Origin of the sequence: Pseudomonas sp. PSB18, from assembly GCF_014596565.1 — a bacterium.
Classification (GTDB): domain Bacteria; phylum Pseudomonadota; class Gammaproteobacteria; order Pseudomonadales; family Pseudomonadaceae; genus Aquipseudomonas.
Window position 1 is genome coordinate 1 of record NZ_NOIN01000006.1, and the last position, 15,512, is coordinate 15,512.

Annotated in this window: 15 protein-coding genes; 13 read left to right on the top strand and 2 right to left on the bottom strand. The window is 62.4% G+C overall.

Annotated elements, in window-relative coordinates; all coding sequences use genetic code 11:
• The 7 genes from CGA22_RS15195 to CGA22_RS15225 all read left to right on the top strand — a co-directional run.
• A partial coding sequence (locus CGA22_RS15195) for an OprD family outer membrane porin (protein ID WP_188258639.1) occupies window positions 1-593 on the top strand: 593 nt, incomplete at its 5' end.
• Between the two features lie 278 nt (window positions 594-871).
• Window positions 872-1,693: an NAD-dependent epimerase/dehydratase family protein gene (locus CGA22_RS15200; RefSeq protein ID WP_041022162.1), complete on the top strand. Its 822-nt coding sequence runs from the start codon at window positions 872-874 to the stop codon at window positions 1,691-1,693.
• A gap of 43 nt (window positions 1,694-1,736) precedes the next feature.
• Window positions 1,737-2,642 (top strand): SMP-30/gluconolactonase/LRE family protein, encoded by a 906-nt coding sequence (locus tag CGA22_RS15205; RefSeq protein ID WP_041022163.1) that lies wholly within the window; start codon window positions 1,737-1,739, stop codon window positions 2,640-2,642.
• 57 nt (window positions 2,643-2,699) lie between these two features.
• On the top strand, window positions 2,700-3,668 hold the full coding sequence (locus CGA22_RS15210) for a TRAP transporter substrate-binding protein (RefSeq protein ID WP_041022164.1): 969 nt from the start codon (window positions 2,700-2,702) through the stop codon (window positions 3,666-3,668).
• Between the two features lie 76 nt (window positions 3,669-3,744).
• Entirely contained in the window at window positions 3,745-4,272 is a 528-nt protein-coding gene (locus CGA22_RS15215; RefSeq protein ID WP_041022165.1) for a TRAP transporter small permease, read from the top strand.
• The gene (locus CGA22_RS15220; RefSeq protein WP_041022166.1) at window positions 4,272-5,552 is read left to right on the top strand and encodes a TRAP transporter large permease; all 1,281 of its coding nucleotides are present in this window, start codon (window positions 4,272-4,274) and stop codon (window positions 5,550-5,552) included. The genes CGA22_RS15215 and CGA22_RS15220 overlap by 1 nt, the downstream gene beginning before the upstream one ends.
• Window positions 5,553-5,744: 192 nt before the next feature.
• Window positions 5,745-6,614, top strand: a complete 870-nt coding sequence (locus CGA22_RS15225) for an aldose 1-epimerase (protein ID WP_041022167.1) — start codon at window positions 5,745-5,747, stop codon at window positions 6,612-6,614.
• 52 nt (window positions 6,615-6,666) lie between these two features.
• Here CGA22_RS15225 and CGA22_RS15230 read toward each other — a convergent pair whose 3' ends face one another.
• The gene (locus tag CGA22_RS15230) at window positions 6,667-7,467 is read right to left on the bottom strand and encodes a sulfite exporter TauE/SafE family protein (protein WP_041022168.1); all 801 of its coding nucleotides are present in this window, start codon (window positions 7,465-7,467) and stop codon (window positions 6,667-6,669) included.
• A gap of 138 nt (window positions 7,468-7,605) precedes the next feature.
• Between CGA22_RS15230 and CGA22_RS15235 the strand changes: the two genes are divergently transcribed.
• Entirely contained in the window at window positions 7,606-8,469 is an 864-nt protein-coding gene (locus tag CGA22_RS15235) for an MBL fold metallo-hydrolase (RefSeq protein WP_041022169.1), read from the top strand.
• Window positions 8,470-8,595: 126 nt separating this feature from the next.
• Here CGA22_RS15235 and bkdR read toward each other — a convergent pair whose 3' ends face one another.
• Entirely contained in the window at window positions 8,596-9,084 is a 489-nt protein-coding gene (gene bkdR, locus CGA22_RS15240) for a Bkd operon transcriptional regulator BkdR (protein WP_003202929.1), read from the bottom strand.
• A 191-nt stretch (window positions 9,085-9,275) separates the two neighbouring features.
• Between bkdR and CGA22_RS15245 the strand changes: the two genes are divergently transcribed.
• The 5 genes from CGA22_RS15245 to CGA22_RS15265 all read left to right on the top strand — a co-directional run bounded on the left by CGA22_RS15245 (window position 9,276) and on the right by CGA22_RS15265 (window position 15,496).
• The gene (locus CGA22_RS15245; RefSeq protein WP_041022170.1) at window positions 9,276-10,511 is read left to right on the top strand and encodes a 3-methyl-2-oxobutanoate dehydrogenase (2-methylpropanoyl-transferring) subunit alpha; all 1,236 of its coding nucleotides are present in this window, start codon (window positions 9,276-9,278) and stop codon (window positions 10,509-10,511) included.
• Between the two features lies 1 nt (window position 10,512).
• The gene (locus tag CGA22_RS15250; protein WP_041022171.1) at window positions 10,513-11,571 is read left to right on the top strand and encodes an alpha-ketoacid dehydrogenase subunit beta; all 1,059 of its coding nucleotides are present in this window, start codon (window positions 10,513-10,515) and stop codon (window positions 11,569-11,571) included.
• Entirely contained in the window at window positions 11,572-12,846 is a 1,275-nt protein-coding gene (locus tag CGA22_RS15255) for a dihydrolipoamide acetyltransferase family protein (RefSeq protein ID WP_041022172.1), read from the top strand.
• A 14-nt stretch (window positions 12,847-12,860) separates the two neighbouring features.
• On the top strand, window positions 12,861-14,246 hold the full coding sequence (lpdA, locus tag CGA22_RS15260) for a dihydrolipoyl dehydrogenase (protein WP_188258640.1): 1,386 nt from the start codon (window positions 12,861-12,863) through the stop codon (window positions 14,244-14,246).
• 230 nt (window positions 14,247-14,476) lie between these two features.
• Complete coding sequence (locus CGA22_RS15265; RefSeq protein WP_041022174.1) at window positions 14,477-15,496, top strand: branched-chain amino acid aminotransferase; 1,020 nt, start codon at window positions 14,477-14,479, stop codon at window positions 15,494-15,496.
• Window positions 15,497-15,512 lie beyond the last annotated feature (16 nt).

Sequence of the window (15,512 nt, forward strand, 5' to 3'; positions counted from 1 at the left end):
GCGTCTGGTACTCGGAACTGAGCGACATCTACCAGCAGCAGTATTTCAACCTGACCCACAGCCAGCCCATCGGCGACTGGACCCTGGGCGCCAACCTCGGCTACTTCATCGGCAAGGAAAACGGCAGTGCCCTGGCCGGCGACTTGGACAACAAGACCGCCTTCGCCATGCTCTCGGCCAAGTACGGTGGCAACACCTTCTACGTCGGTCTGCAAAAACTCAGCGGCGACGATGCCTGGATGCGCGTCAACGGCACCAGCGGCGGCACCCTGGCCAACGACAGCTACAACTCCAGCTACGACAACGCCAAGGAAAAATCCTGGCAAGTGCGCCACGACTTCAACTTCGCCGCCGTCGGCGTGCCGGGCCTGACCCTGATGAACCGCTACATCAGCGGTGACAACGTGCACACCGCCACGGTGGACGACGGCAAGGAATGGGGCCGTGAGAGCGAACTGGCGTACACCGTGCAGAGCGGTGCGCTGAAAAACCTCAATGTGAAATGGCGCAATTCATCGCTGCGGCGAGACTTCAGCACCAATGAGTTCGATGAAAACCGCATCTTTATCAGCTACCCGATGAGTTTGTTGTAAGGCGGCTGCGGTGGGTCTGCTGGATCAGATGGCGTTTGGGCTGCCGTCATCGAGAGCAGGCTCGCTCCCACAGGGATGGCGGCAGGCATCACCGGCCCACTGTGGGAGCGAGCCTGCTCGCGATGGCGGCGGTACATCCAACATCCATGCAAGCTGACCCACCGCTTTCGCGAGCAAGCTCGCTCCCACAGGGGAGATCAGGTAAGGACAAGGATATTTTCCAGCGGTCAAACGGCAACCTATAACTGATACCTCTCACTGTTCGCTCAGGTAACTCCATGACTACTACACACACTCGTCATCCTTTCAATCGCCTGTTGTTGACCGGGGCCGCCGGCGGCCTGGGCAAAGTCCTGCGCGAACGCCTCAAGCCTTTCGCCCGGCACATTCGCCTGTCGGACATCGCCAACATGACCCCGGCCATCGATGAAAGCGAGGAAGTGGTGCTGTGCGACCTGTCCGATAAACAGGCGGTGCATCAACTGGTGGAGGGCGTCGATGCGATCCTGCATTTCGGTGGTGTTTCGGTAGAGCGCCCGTTCGAAGAAATCCTCGGCGCCAACATCAGCGGCGTGTTCCACATTTATGAAGCTGCGCGCAAGCACGGCGTCAAGCGCGTCATTTTCGCCAGCTCCAACCACGTCATCGGTTTCTACAAGCAGGACGAAGCCCTCGACGCCCTCTCCCCTCGCCGTCCGGACGGCTACTACGGCCTGTCCAAGTCCTACGGCGAAGACATGGCCAGTTTCTACTTCGACCGCTACGGCATCGAGACCGTCAGCATCCGCATCGGCTCGTCGTTCGTCGAACCCCAGAACCGCCGGATGATGAGTACCTGGCTGAGCTACGACGACCTCACCCAACTGATCGAATGCTCGCTCTACACCCCGAAAGTCGGGCACACCGTGGTGTATGGCATGTCCGCCAACCGCGATGTCTGGTGGGACAACAGCCACGCTGCGCACTTGGGTTATCAGCCCAAGGACAGTTCCGAAATCTTCCGTGCCAAGGTCGAAGCCCAGCCGATGCCGGCCGCCGATGACCCGGCCAGGATCTACCAGGGCGGTGCTTTCGTAGCGGCCGGCCCGTTCGACGACTGATTCGCCTGTTTTTCATGGGATACGAATGCACAAGGGAATCACCATGCAAGCTGAATTGATTGTCGACGCACGCAACGCCGTCGGGGAAAGCCCGGTGTGGGTCCCCGAAGAAAACGCGCTGTATTGGGTGGACATCCCCAGCGGCGGCCTGCAGTGCTGGAACGCCGGGACCGGCCAACTCAAGGGCTGGGAAGCCCCTGAAATGCTCGCCTGCATCGCTCGCCACCAGGACGGTGGCTGGATCGCCGGCATGGAGAGCGGTTTCTTCCGCCTGCACCCCAACGATGACGGCAGCCTCGACAGCGAACTGTATGCGAACGTCGAACACAGCCGCACCGACATGCGCCTCAACGATGGTCGTTGCGACCGGCAGGGGCGCTTCTGGGCCGGCAGCATGGTGCTGAACATGGGCGCCAACGTCGACCAGGGCCGGATGTACCGTTATGAGGCGGGACAGCGCAGCCCGGTCGAGGCGCAACTAAGCGGTTTCATCGTGCCCAACGGCCTCGGTTTCAGCCCGGACGGACGGACGATGTATCTCTCCGACTCCCACCCTTTGGTGCAGCAGATCTGGGCCTTCGACTACGACACCGACAGCGGCACGCCGTCCAACCGGCGGCTGTTCGTCGACATGCAGCCCTTGGCCGGACGACCCGACGGCGCGGCCGTGGATGCCGAAGGTTGCTACTGGATCTGCGCCAACGATGCCGGGCTGATCCATCGCTTTACCCCGGATGGCCGCTTGGACCGTTCGCTGGCCGTACCGGTGAAGAAACCGACGATGTGCGCCTTTGGCGGCAGCCGTCTGGACACCCTGTTCGTCACCTCGATCCGCCCAGGCGACGACAACGACCCGCAATCCCTGGCCGGGGGCGTGTTCGCCCTCAACCCTGGGGTCAAGGGCCTGGCTGAACCCGCATTCGGAGAATTGAAGCACTCCACAAACTGACCTGCATGGCCGCTTCACCGGATGAGCACATAAAAACAACAACACTGGAGATTGATCATGAATTTCAAACGCACGCTTTTGATCGCCGCTTTGCCCCTGGCCTTTCTGGCTCAGGCGGCTCATGCCCTCGATATCAAGATCGCCGACATCCACCCCAAGGGCTACCCGACCGTGGTCGCCGAGGAATCCATGGGTAAAACCCTGGAAAAGGAGAGCAACGGCGAGTTGAAGTTCAAGTATTTCCCAGGTGGCGTACTGGGCTCTGAAAAAGAAGTCATCGAGCAGATGCAAGCCGGCGCAATCCAGATGTCCCGCGTCAGCCTGGGTATCGTCGGCCCTGTGGTGCCGGACGTAAACGTCTTCAACATGCCGTTCATCTTCCGCGACCAGGCCCACATGCGCGCCGTCATCGACGGTGAAGTGGGCGATGCGATCCTCGACCGGATCACCAACTCCGAGTTCGGCCTGGTGGCCCTGGCCTGGATGGACGGCGGCACGCGCAACCTCTACACCAAGAAGCCAGTGCGCAAGCTCGAAGACCTCAAGGGCATGAAGATTCGTGTGCAGGGCAACCCGATGTTCATCGAAACCATCAACGCCATGGGCGGCAACGGTATTGCGATGGACACCGGCGAGATCTTCAGCGCCCTGCAGACCGGCGTGATCGACGGCGCGGAAAACAACCCGCCGACCATGCTCGAGCACAACCACTACCAGAACGCCCCGTACTACAGCCTGACCGGTCACCTGATCCTGCCCGAGCCGATCGTGATGTCGAAAATCACCTGGAACAAGCTCACGCCGGCGCAGCAGGACATGGTGAAAAAAGCCGCCAAGGCGGCCCAGGCCGAAGAGCGCGTGCTGTGGGACAAGAAGTCCGCCGCCAGTGAAGAAAAACTCAAGGCTGCCGGCGTCGAGTTCATCACCGTCGACAAGAAACCTTTCTACGACGCCACCGCACCGATCCGGGCCAAATACGGCGCGCCATACGCCGATCTGATCAAGCGTATCGAAGCGGTCCAATAACCCCTCTCGATCTGTATTCATGAAAAGGCTGGGCGCGCCTGCGGTTAAAAGGCGCGCCCGGTTACGGTGGAACCCGATGAAGAATTTACTGCTGCGTATCAACGACACGATTTACATGACTTGCATCTGGGTGGCCGGCCTTTCTGTCCTTGCCGTTGCGCTGATGATTCCGTGGGGGGTGTTTGCCCGCTACGTACTCGGTACCGGCTCAAGCTGGCCAGAGCCCACCGCCATCTTGCTGATGATCGTCTTTACCTTCATCGGTGCCGCCGCCAGCTACCGCTCCGGCTCGCACATGGCCGTGGACATGGTCACCAGCCGGCTGCCTCCACGCTGGCAGACCCTGGCTTCGGTTTTCACCCAGCTCTTGATGGCCGCGGTGTGCATTTTCATGACCATCTGGGGCACCAAGCTGTGCATGACCACCTGGAATCAATTCATGAGCGCCATCCCCACCCTGCGCGTCGGCATCACCTACATGCCGATCCCGGTCGGTGGTTTCCTGACACTGATTTTTGTCCTGGAAAAGCTCTTGCTGGGTGATCAAAGCAAGCGTCGGGTCGTGCAGTTCGACCTGGTTGAAGAAAACGAAGGTGCCGCTTAATGGACGCTCTGATTCTGCTGGGCAGTTTTTTGTTGTTGATCCTGATCGGCATGCCGGTCGCCTACGCGCTGGGCGCTGCCGCCCTGATCGGGGCGTGGTGGATCGATATTCCGTTCCAGGCCATGATGATTCAGATAACGGGCGGCGTGAACAAATTCTCGTTGCTGGCCATTCCCTTCTTCGTCCTGGCCGGTGCGATCATGGCCGAGGGCGGCATGTCCCGCCGGTTGGTGGCCTTTGCCAGTGTGTTGGTAGGCTTCGTGCGCGGTGGCCTGTCATTGGTCAACCTCGTGGCCTCGAGTTTTTTCGGCGCGATCTCCGGTTCCTCGGTAGCCGATACCGCTTCGGTCGGTTCGGTGCTGATCCCGGAAATGGAACGCCGCGGCTATCCGCGTGAGTTCGCCACCGCCGTCACCGTCAGTGGTTCGGTGCAAGCGCTGCTGACACCCCCCAGCCACAACGCGGTGCTGTACTCCCTCGCCGCTGGCGGCACCGTTTCCATCGGATCGCTGTTCATGGCCGGCATCGTCCCCGGCATCATGATGAACCTCTGCCTGATGGCGCTGTGCCTGGTCTTTGCCAGAAAACGCAATTACCCCAAGGGCGAGGTGATTCCGCTCAAGCAAGCGTTGAAGATCTGCAAGGAAGCCATGTGGGGCATGATGACCCTGTTCATCATCCTGGGCGGCATTCTCTCGGGTGTTTTCACCGCCACCGAGTCGGCCGCCATTGCCGTGGTCTGGGCATTCTTCGTGACCATGTGCGTCTACCGCGACTACAAGTGGAGCGAGTTGCCAAAACTGATGCACCGTACGGTACGCACCATCTCCATCGTGATGATCCTGATCGGCTTCGCCGCCAGCTTCGGCTACATCATGACGCTGATGGAAATCCCGGCGAAGATCACCACCGCGTTCCTGACCTTGTCGGACAACCGCTACGTGATCCTGATGTGCATCAACGTGATGTTGCTGCTGCTCGGCACCGTGATGGACATGGCACCGCTGATCCTGATCCTGACGCCAATCCTGATGCCGGTGATCATGGGCATCGGCGTCGACCCGGTGCAGTTCGGCATGATCATGCTGGTGAACCTGGGTATCGGCCTGATCACGCCACCGGTGGGCGCGGTGCTGTTCGTGGGTTCCGCCATCGGCAAGGTCAGCATCGAATCCACCGTCAAGGCCCTGCTGCCGTTCTACGCCATGTTGTTCCTGGTACTGATGCTGGTGACTTACGTCCCCGCCATTTCGCTGTGGTTGCCGCATCTGGTGTTGTAATCCCATAAGCGAGCAAGCCCCCTTGTGGCGAGGGAGCTTGCTGTGGGAGCAAGGCTTGCCCGCGATGAAGTCAATGCGGTTTTACTTTGAAACCGTCTCGCCTTTTTCGCGGGCAAGCCTTGCTCCCACAGCCAAGCTCCCTCGCCACAACAGCGTTCGCATTAGACCTTCTCCCCAGCAGGCAAGATAATCATGATGCCACCCCTCCTGCACCTCGAAGACGAACTCACCCACCTCACCGTGGCGCCTCACCTGGGTGCCAGCCTGGTCAGTTGGACCTTGCGCAGCAACGGCCAGCCTCTGTTGCGCCCGCCCGCACCCCAGGCGCTGGAAAACCGCCTGCCCGGCAAGCTCGGCTGTTTTCCATTGATCCCCTGGTCGAACCGGATCGCCAACGGCGGCTTCGATTGTCCCGGCGGCTGGCTGGCATTGGAGGCCAACAGCCCCAACGATCCTTTTCCGATTCACGGCAGCGCCTGGCAACAAGCGTGGCAGGTGATCGAACAGGGCCCTCAGGAGGCATTGCTGCAACTGCACAGCCAATACCCGTTCGCCTATTGCGCCAGCCTGCGCATCCGCCTGGACGGCGGCCAATTGCAGCTATCGATGCAGGTTACCCACCTGGCCGAACAGCCGGCCTGGCATGGGTTGGGCTTGCATCCCTACTTTCCCCGGACCATTAACACCCGCCTGCAGACCCGCGCCACCCACGTCTGGTTGTGCGACGCCACGAAACTGCCGACGCAGTTGAGTGACCTCCCCGCGCACTGGGACTTCCAGCAGCCTCGCGTGCTGCCGGATACCCTCGTGGACAATGGTTTCGGCGGTTGGGACGGACACTGCCTGATCGAGCAGCCCGACCTGGGCTATGCATTGGAATGCCAAGCCAGCGGCAGCGATTATTTCCTGCTGTACTGCCCCGTGGGCCTGGATTTCTTTTGCATCGAACCGGTCAGCCACCCGGTCAATGCCCATCACCTGCCAGGGAGGCCGGGGCTGCGCCTGCTGGAGCAAGGACAGTCGGTGGCGTTGGGGTTTTCGATGCGGTGCAAGCCACTGTAATCCTGTGGGGGGCGAGCCTTGCTCCCACACTGGCTTTCCACAGCTGCGCACATTACGCCCGCACCCACATGTACACCGCCACCCCCAGACACACCCCGGCAAATCCCACTTGCAACACCCGGGCCGGGACCCGGGACGCCAGCCGTCGGCCCAGCAGCATTCCGACAATGCTGGCGACGATGAACACTGCCCCGACCTGATCGATACGCACCCCGGCATGAAAAGCCCCCACCACGCCGATCAGAGAAATCAGGCTGATGACCATCAGCGAGGTGGCGACGATCCCGCGCATCTGCACGTCGGTCAGTTGCTTGAACGCCGGCACGATCAGGAAACCGCCGCCCACGCCCAGCAGGCCGGACACCACGCCGGTCACGGCGCCGAGCGTCGCCAGCGTGGCGGTACAGCGCGGAGTCCAGGCCAGGCGCCCGGTCTGGCGGTCGAGCATGCAGTTCTTCTGGCCCCAACTGGCCGCGCCGTGGTCGCTCGGCCCCGGCTGCGCGCGCTCCCGCCGCAACATGCGCACCGCCACCAGCACCATCAACAAACTGAACAGGATCATCAGGATTTTTTCCGGGAGCTGATGGGCCAGGAAAATGCCCAACGGCGAAAACACCGCCCCCAGCAATGCAATCAGCAACGCCGCGCGATAGCGCACCAGGCCGTGGCGCAAGCCATCGATGGCGCCCACCGCCGCCGCACTGCCCACGGCGAACAACGCCACGGGCGCGGCCTGGGTCATGGTCAAGCCCAGGCCCAGCACTAACGCCGGCACCGCGAGGATACCTCCGCCCGCCCCGGTCAACCCCAGGACCAGGCCCATGACCACGCCGAAAAAACTTGCCAGTAACATAGGTTCTCTCAAGCCGCGCACACCTGTTGGCAGGTGCGATCGCATTTGCAGGACGCCTTGGCCCTCACTAAGCTGCGGACCATATGTTGTAAACCTCAGGTGTTGCAACCGGTTCTCCTTCCGCACAGGTTAGTCGTCATGCCCGCGCAGATCCAAAGCTTCCTCGACCCCGCTTCAAAGACCTACACCCATGTCGTTTATGAACGGGACGCAGGGCAATGCGCGGTGGTCGATCCGGTGCTCGATTACGACCCGGCCTCGGGGCGCAGCGGCACCACGCAGGCCGACCGGGTGATCGCGTTCGTGCGGGAACACCGGTTGACCGTGCAATGGCTGCTGGAGACCCACGCCCATGCCGATCACCTCTCCGCCGCGCCCTACCTGCGTCGGGAGCTGGGTGGCAAGATCGCCATCGGCCAGTCCATCGGCCAGGTCCAGAACGTCTTCAAGGCGCTGTTCAACCTCGAAGCGCAGTTTGCCGTGGACGGTTCGCAGTTCGATCATTTGTTCGGCCCCGATGAAACCTTCTTCATCGGCAACCTCAAGGCCACCGCGTTGCACGTGCCCGGCCATACCCCGGCGGACATGGCCTACCTGATCGACGACGATGTGATCCTGGTGGGCGATACGCTGTTCATGCCCGATGTCGGCAGCGCCCGTTGCGACTTCCCTGGCGGCAACGCCCACCAGCTCTACGCCTCGATCCGCAGATTGCTGGCCTTCCCCGCCAGCGTGCGGCTGTATGTGTGCCATGACTATCCGCCGGATCATCGCGAGCCCCACTGCATGAGCACCGTGGGCGAACAGCGCCAGCACAATATCCATGTTCACGACGGCATCGACGAAGCCACCTTCGTCGCGATGCGCACCCAGCGCGACGCCACGTTGGGCATGCCGACGCTGCTGTTGCCGGCGATCCAGGTCAATGTGCGGGCAGGCAACTTGCCGCCGGCCGAAGCCAATGGCGTGACGTACCTGAAGATTCCGCTCAACCAGCTTTGAGGGCCAAACCCTGTGGGAGCAAGCCTGCTCGCGATAGCGGTGGGTCAGCTTGCATTGATGTCGCAGGCGCTGACGCTATCGCGAGCAGGCTCGCTCCCACAGGGGGTCGCGGCTATCCGTTGAGGCTCAGGTACCCAACGTCAACCCATTCGCCGGCAGCGGCAACGCCGTCTTGTAGCGCACCTGCTTGAGCGCGAAGCTGGAGCGGATGTTCGCCACGCCCGGGACCTTGGTCAGGAAGTCCATCATGAACCGCTCCAGGGACTGGATCGTCGGCACCAGCACGCGGATCAGGTAATCCGGATCGCCCGCCATCAGGTAGCACTCCATCACCTCGGGCCGGTCCGAGATCGCTTCTTCGAAATGCTGCAGCGCCTCCTCCACCTGCTTCTCCAGGCTGACGTGGATGAACACGTTGACGTGCAGGCCCAGCAGGTCGGCATCCAGCAGCGTGACCTGCTCGCGGATCACCCCCAGCTCCTCCATGGCCCGGACCCGGTTGAAGCACGGCGTCGGCGAAAGATTGACCGAACGGGCGAGATCGGCGTTGGTGATGCGGGCGTTTTCCTGAAGGCTGTTCAGAATGCCGATGTCGGTGCGATCCAGTTTACGCATGAGACAGATATTCCTGATTTTTATCGTTGTGCAGATTTTTTATCTGCAAATGGTCCGAACAGCAAGCCAACAGAGAAAAATATTCTTCGCCGTCGAGCCTATGATTGTTGTAGGACAATTCTCCTTACCTAAGAGATTTGTCAGCTAGCGCGCCCACTACAAGAAATTCACAAGATCGAGCGTAGAAAGCCATGAACCCAGCGTACGAACCGCTACGCCTGCACGTCCCCGAACCGTCGGGCCGTCCCGGCTGCAAGACCGACTTCTCCTACCTGCACCTGAGCGATGCGGGCACGGTGCGCAAACCCTCCATCGACGTTGAACCGTCCGATACCGCCGACCTGGCCCGGAGCCTGATCCGCGTGCTCGACGACCAGGGCAATGCCCACGGTCCGTGGGCCGAAGACGTGCCCCTCGACATCTTGCAGAAGGGCATGCGCGCCATGCTCAAGACGCGGATCTACGACAACCGCATGGTGGTCGCCCAACGCCAGAAAAAGATGTCGTTCTACATGCAGAGCCTCGGCGAGGAAGCCATCGGCAGCGGCCAGGCCCTGGCGCTGAACATCGATGACATGTGCTTCCCCACCTATCGCCAGCAAAGCATCCTGATGGCCCGTGACGTGCCGTTGGTGGACATGATCTGCCAATTGCTGTCCAACGAGCGGGACCCGCTCAAGGGCCGCCAGTTGCCGATCATGTATTCGGTCAAGGAAGCCGGTTTCTTCACCATCTCCGGCAACCTCGCCACGCAGTTCATCCAGGGCGTGGGCTGGGGCATGGCCTCGGCGATCAAGGGCGACACCAAGATCGCGTCGGCCTGGATCGGTGACGGCGCCACCGCCGAGTCGGACTTCCACACCGCCCTCACCTTCGCCCACGTCTACCGGGCGCCGGTGATCCTCAACGTGGTCAACAACCAATGGGCAATTTCCACCTTCCAGGCCATCGCCGGCGGTGAAGCCACCACCTTCGCCGGACGCGGCGTCGGTTGCGGCATCGCCTCGCTGCGGGTCGATGGCAACGACTTCATGGCTGTCTACGCCGCCTCGCGCTGGGCCGCCGAACGTGCCCGCCGCAATCTCGGCCCGACCCTGATCGAATGGGTCACCTACCGCGCCGGTCCGCACTCCACCTCCGACGATCCGTCCAAGTACCGGCCGGCCGACGACTGGAGCCACTTCCCGCTGGGCGACCCGATTGTTCGTCTCAAGCAACACATGATCCGCATCGGCCAATGGTCGGAAGAAGAACACGCCGCCGTCACCGCCGAGCTGGAAGCCCAGATCATCGCGGCCCAGAAGGAAGCCGAACAGTACGGCACCCTCGCCGGCGGCCAGGTACCGAGCGCCGCGACGATGTTCGAAGACGTCTACAAAGAGATGCCGGAGCACTTGAAGCGCCAGCGTCAGCAGTTGGGGATCTGACATGAACGATCACAACAACAATATTGCGCTGGATACCGCCATGACCACTACCACCATGACCATGATCCAGGCCCTGCGCTCGGCCATGGACGTGATGCTCGAACGTGACGACAACGTCGTGGTGTTCGGCCAGGACGTGGGCTACTTCGGCGGCGTATTCCGCTGCACCGAAGGCCTGCAGAACAAATACGGCACCTCGCGGGTGTTCGACGCGCCGATCTCCGAAAGCGGCATCGTCGGCGTGGCCGTAGGCATGGGCGCCTACGGATTGCGGCCGGTGGCCGAGATCCAGTTTGCCGATTACGTTTACCCGGCCTCGGACCAGATCATTTCCGAAGCAGCGCGCCTGCGCTATCGCTCGGCCGGCGAGTTCACCGCGCCAATGACCCTGCGCATGCCCTGCGGCGGCGGCATCTATGGCGGCCAGACCCACAGCCAGAGCATCGAGGCGATGTTCACCCAGGTCTGCGGCCTGCGCACGGTGATGCCATCGAACCCCTATGACGCCAAGGGCCTGCTGATCGCCTCCATCGAGAACGATGACCCGGTGATCTTCCTCGAACCCAAGCGCCTGTATAACGGCCCGTTCGACGGCCATCACGATCGTCCGGTGACGCCGTGGTCGAAACACCCGACGGCCCAGGTCCCCGACGGCTACTACACGGTACCGCTGGATGTTGCCGCCATCACCCGTCCCGGCAAGGACGTGACCATCCTCACCTACGGCACCACGGTCTACGTGTCCCAGGCCGCCGCCGAGGAAACCGGCATCGATGCCGAGGTCATCGACCTGCGCAGCCTGTGGCCGCTGGACCTGGACACCATCGTCAAGTCGGTGAAGAAGACCGGCCGTTGCGTGATCGTCCACGAAGCCACTCGTACCTGCGGCTTCGGCGCCGAGCTGGTGTCGCTGGTCCAGGAACATTGCTTCCATCACCTGGAAGCCCCTATCGAGCGCGTCACCGGTTGGGATACCCCCTACCCGCACGCGCAGGAGTGGGCGTATTTCCCAGGGCCGTCCCGTGTGGGCGCGGCGTTGAAACGGGTCATGGAGGTCTGAATGGGCACGCACGTTATCAAGATGCCGGACATCGGCGAAGGCATCGCGGAAGTAGAACTGGCGGCATGGCACGTCAAGGTCGGTGACCTGGTGACCGAGGATCAGGTCCTGGCCGATGTCATGACCGACAAGGCCATGGTGGACATCCCCTCGCCCGTGCATGGCCGGGTCATCGCCCTGGGCGGTGAGCCGGGTGAAGTCATGGCGGTGGGCAGCGAACTGATCCGTATTGAAGTGGAAGGTGCCGGCAACCTGAAGGAATCGGCACAGATGCCGGCCGTGTCTGCGGCTCCAGCCGCCGAACCCGCGCCGCCCAAAGCACCTGAGCCGGTGGCGGAAAAACCTGCCGCCGCGCCCCGCCCGGCCCAGCAACCCCAGGCGCCTGTGGCCCGCGATCCCGACGAGCGCCCACTGGCCTCGCCGGCTGTGCGCAAACACGCACTGGACCTGGGCATCCAACTGCGTCTGGTCCAGGGCAGCGGCCCTGCCGGCCGCGTGCTGCACGAGGACCTGGAAGCGTATCTGGCCCAAGGCCCTTCGACGCCGGCCAAGGGCGGTTCAGGCTACGCCGAGCGCCACGACGAGCAGCAGATCCCGGTGATCGGCATGCGTCGCAAGATCGCCCAGCGCATGCAGGAAGCCACCCAACGCGCCGCCCATTTCAGCTACGTCGAGGAAATCGACGTCACTGCCCTGGAAGAGCTGCGGGTTCACCTGAATGAAAAACACGGCGCAAGCCGTGGCAAGCTGACCTTGCTGCCGTTCCTGGTGCGGGCGCTGGTGGTGGCCTTGCGGGACTTCCCGCAGATGAACGCGCGCTACGACGACGAAGCCCAAGTCATCACCCGCTCCGGTGCGGTGCATGTCGGGGTTGCGACCCAGAGCGACGTTGGCCTGATGGTGCCGGTGGTACGTCATGCCGAGGCCCGCAGCCTGTGGGACAGCGCGGCGGAGATCGCGCGCTTGGCCACGGCAGCCCGCAATGGCAAGGCCAGCCGCGATGAACTGTCCGGCTCGACCATCACCCTGACCAGCCTCGGCGCGTTGGGCGGGATCGTCAGCACGCCGGTGCTGAACCTGCCGGAAGTGGCGATCGTCGGCGTGAACAAAATCGTCGAGCGGCCCGTGGTCATCAAAGGCCAGGTGGTGATTCGCAAGATGATGAACCTCTCCAGCTCCTTCGATCACCGGGTGGTCGACGGCATGGACGCTGCGCAATTCATCCAGGCCCTGCGTGGCCTGCTTGAACAACCCGCCACCTTGTTTGTGGACTGATACCAGGAGCAGGCATGCAACAGACTTTGAACACCACCCTGCTGATCATTGGCGGTGGCCCTGGCGGTTACGTGGCGGCGATCCGCGCCGGCCAGCTAGGCATCCCGACCATTCTCGTGGAGGGTCAGGCGCTGGGCGGCACCTGCCTGAACATCGGCTGCATTCCGTCCAAGGCGTTGATCCATGTGGCCGAGCAATTTCATCAGGCGCAACACCATAGCCAGGGCTCGGCCCTGGGTATCACCGTGTCGGCGCCGGCGCTGGACATCGGCAAGAGCGTGGAATGGAAGAACGGCATCGTCGATCGCCTGACCACCGGTGTGGCGACATTGCTGAAAAAGCACAAGGTCCAGGTCATTCACGGCTGGGCCAAGGTCATCGACGGCAAGACCGTCGAGGTCGGCGAGACCCGCATCCAGTGCGAACACCTGCTGCTGGCGACCGGCTCGAAAAGCGTCGACCTGCCGATGCTGCCCATTGGTGGACCCATCGTTTCTTCCACCGAAGCCCTCGCCCCGACTTCGCTGCCCAAGCACCTGGTGGTGGTCGGTGGCGGTTACATCGGCCTGGAATTGGGCATCGCCTACCGCAAGCTCGGTGCCGAGGTCAGCGTCGTGGAAGCCCAGGAACGGATCCTGCCGGCCTACGACGGCGAACTGACCCAGCCGGTGCATGAGGCGCTCAAGCAGTTGGGCGTGAAGTTGTACCTCAAGCACAGCGTCGAAGGTTTCGATGCCCAAGCCGGCACGCTGCAAGTGCGTGACCCCGCCGGTGATACCTTGAACCTGGCCACCGACCGGGTCCTGGTGGCCGTCGGTCGCAAACCCAATACCCAGGGCTGGAACCTCGAAGCCTTGAACCTGACGATGAACGGCTCGGCGCTGAAAATCGACAGTCGCTGCCAGACCAGCATGCGTAACGTCTGGGCCATCGGCGACCTGAGCGGCGAACCGATGCTCGCCCACCGAGCCATGGCCCAGGGCGAAATGGTCGCCGAACTGATCGCCGGCAAGGCACGCGAATTCGCCCCGGCGGCCATCGCGGCGGTGTGCTTCACCGATCCGGAGCTGGTGGTGGTGGGCAAGACGCCGGACGAAGCCAAGGCAGCCGGTCTGGACTGTATCGTTTCCAGCTTCCCGTTCGCCGCCAACGGCCGGGCGATGACGCTGGAGTCGAAGAGTGGTTTCGTGCGGGTGGTGGCGCGTCGGGACAACCATGTGATCGTCGGCTGGCAAGCAGTCGGCGTCGGTGTCTCGGAATTGTCCACGGCATTTGGTCAGTCCCTGGAAATGGGCGCACGGCTGGAAGACATTGCCGGCACCATCCACGCCCATCCGACCCTGGGCGAGGCGGTGCAGGAAGCCGCGTTGCGGGCATTGGGGCATGCGTTGCATCTGTGAGATAGCGACCTGAGGATCGTTCCCACGCTCCGCGTGGGAACGCAGCCAGGGACGCTCCGCGTCCCAAAGCCGAACGCGGAGCGTCCGTTGAAGTATTGCCGAGCGGAGCATGGGAACAATCATGCGAGTGAGGCTGCGAAACACCCCTGGAATGAAGTATTGTTGTCCCCATCCAAAAAAACGTCAGAAGCCTTGACCGTTTCGACGGTTATGAAGATATAGAGGGTGTCATGGGTAACGAGAGCATCAATTGGGACAAACTGGGCTTTGACTACATCAAGACCGACAAGCGCTACCTGTCGCACTGGCGCAATGGTGCCTGGGACACCGGCACCCTGACCGAAGACAACATGCTGCACATCAGCGAGGGCTCCACCGCCCTGCACTATGGCCAGCAGTGCTTCGAAGGCCTCAAGGCCTACCGTTGCAAGGACGGCTCGATCAACCTGTTCCGCCCGGACCAGAACGCCGCCCGCATGCAGCGCAGCTGCGCCCGCCTGCTGATGCCACACGTCGACACCGAGCAGTTCATCGACGCCTGCAAGCAAGTGGTTCGCGCCAACGAGCGCTTCATCCCGCCTTACGGCACCGGCGGCGCGCTGTACCTGCGTCCCTTCGTGATCGGCGTGGGTGACAACATCGGCGTGCGCACCGCGCCCGAGTTCATTTTCTCGGTCTTCTGCATTCCGGTCGGCGCCTACTTCAAGGGCGGCCTGACCCCGCACAACTTCCTGATCTCCAGCTTCGACCGCGCCGCCCCACAAGGCACCGGCGCCGCCAAGGTCGGTGGCAACTATGCCGCCAGCCTGATGCCCGGCTCCCAGGCCAAGAAAGCCAGCTTCGCCGACTGCATCTACCTCGACCCGCTGACCCATTCGAAAATCGAGGAGGTCGGCTCGGCCAACTTCTTCGGCATCACCCATGACAACAAATTCGTCACGCCCAACTCCCCTTCGGTCCTGCCGGGCATCACCCGTCTGTCGCTGATCGAACTGGCCAAGACCCGTCTGGGCCTGGAAGTGGTTGAAGGTGATGTGTTCATCGACAAGCTGGCGGATTTCAAGGAAGCCGGTGCCTGCGGTACGGCGGCGGTGATCAGCCCGATTGGTGGCATCAGCTACAAGGACAAGCTGCACGTGTTCTACAGCGAAACCGAAGTCGGCCCGATCACTCAGAAGCTCTATAAAGAGTTGACTGGCGTACAGACCGGCGACGTGGAAGCGCCAGCGGGCTGGATCGTCAAGGTCTGATCCGATAGTACCGGGG

What these genes read in the sequence shown, in the direction of transcription:
- CGA22_RS15230 (WP_041022168.1), bottom strand. Translation starts at nt 7,467, where the DNA reads ATGTTACTGGCAAGTTTTTTCGGCGTGGTCATGGGCCTGGTCCTGGGG.
- CGA22_RS15215 (WP_041022165.1), top strand. Translation starts at nt 3,745, where the DNA reads ATGAAGAATTTACTGCTGCGTATCAACGACACGATTTACATGACTTGC.
- CGA22_RS15235 (WP_041022169.1), top strand. Translation starts at nt 7,606, where the DNA reads ATGCCCGCGCAGATCCAAAGCTTCCTCGACCCCGCTTCAAAGACCTAC.
- CGA22_RS15245 (WP_041022170.1), top strand. Translation starts at nt 9,276, where the DNA reads ATGAACCCAGCGTACGAACCGCTACGCCTGCACGTCCCCGAACCGTCG.
- CGA22_RS15225 (WP_041022167.1), top strand. Translation starts at nt 5,745, where the DNA reads ATGATGCCACCCCTCCTGCACCTCGAAGACGAACTCACCCACCTCACC.
- CGA22_RS15220 (WP_041022166.1), top strand. Translation starts at nt 4,272, where the DNA reads ATGGACGCTCTGATTCTGCTGGGCAGTTTTTTGTTGTTGATCCTGATC.
- CGA22_RS15265 (WP_041022174.1), top strand. Translation starts at nt 14,477, where the DNA reads ATGGGTAACGAGAGCATCAATTGGGACAAACTGGGCTTTGACTACATC.
- CGA22_RS15205 (WP_041022163.1), top strand. Translation starts at nt 1,737, where the DNA reads ATGCAAGCTGAATTGATTGTCGACGCACGCAACGCCGTCGGGGAAAGC.
- lpdA (WP_188258640.1), top strand. Translation starts at nt 12,861, where the DNA reads ATGCAACAGACTTTGAACACCACCCTGCTGATCATTGGCGGTGGCCCT.
- CGA22_RS15250 (WP_041022171.1), top strand. Translation starts at nt 10,513, where the DNA reads ATGAACGATCACAACAACAATATTGCGCTGGATACCGCCATGACCACT.
- CGA22_RS15255 (WP_041022172.1), top strand. Translation starts at nt 11,572, where the DNA reads ATGGGCACGCACGTTATCAAGATGCCGGACATCGGCGAAGGCATCGCG.
- bkdR (WP_003202929.1), bottom strand. Translation starts at nt 9,084, where the DNA reads ATGCGTAAACTGGATCGCACCGACATCGGCATTCTGAACAGCCTTCAG.
- CGA22_RS15200 (WP_041022162.1), top strand. Translation starts at nt 872, where the DNA reads ATGACTACTACACACACTCGTCATCCTTTCAATCGCCTGTTGTTGACC.
- CGA22_RS15210 (WP_041022164.1), top strand. Translation starts at nt 2,700, where the DNA reads ATGAATTTCAAACGCACGCTTTTGATCGCCGCTTTGCCCCTGGCCTTT.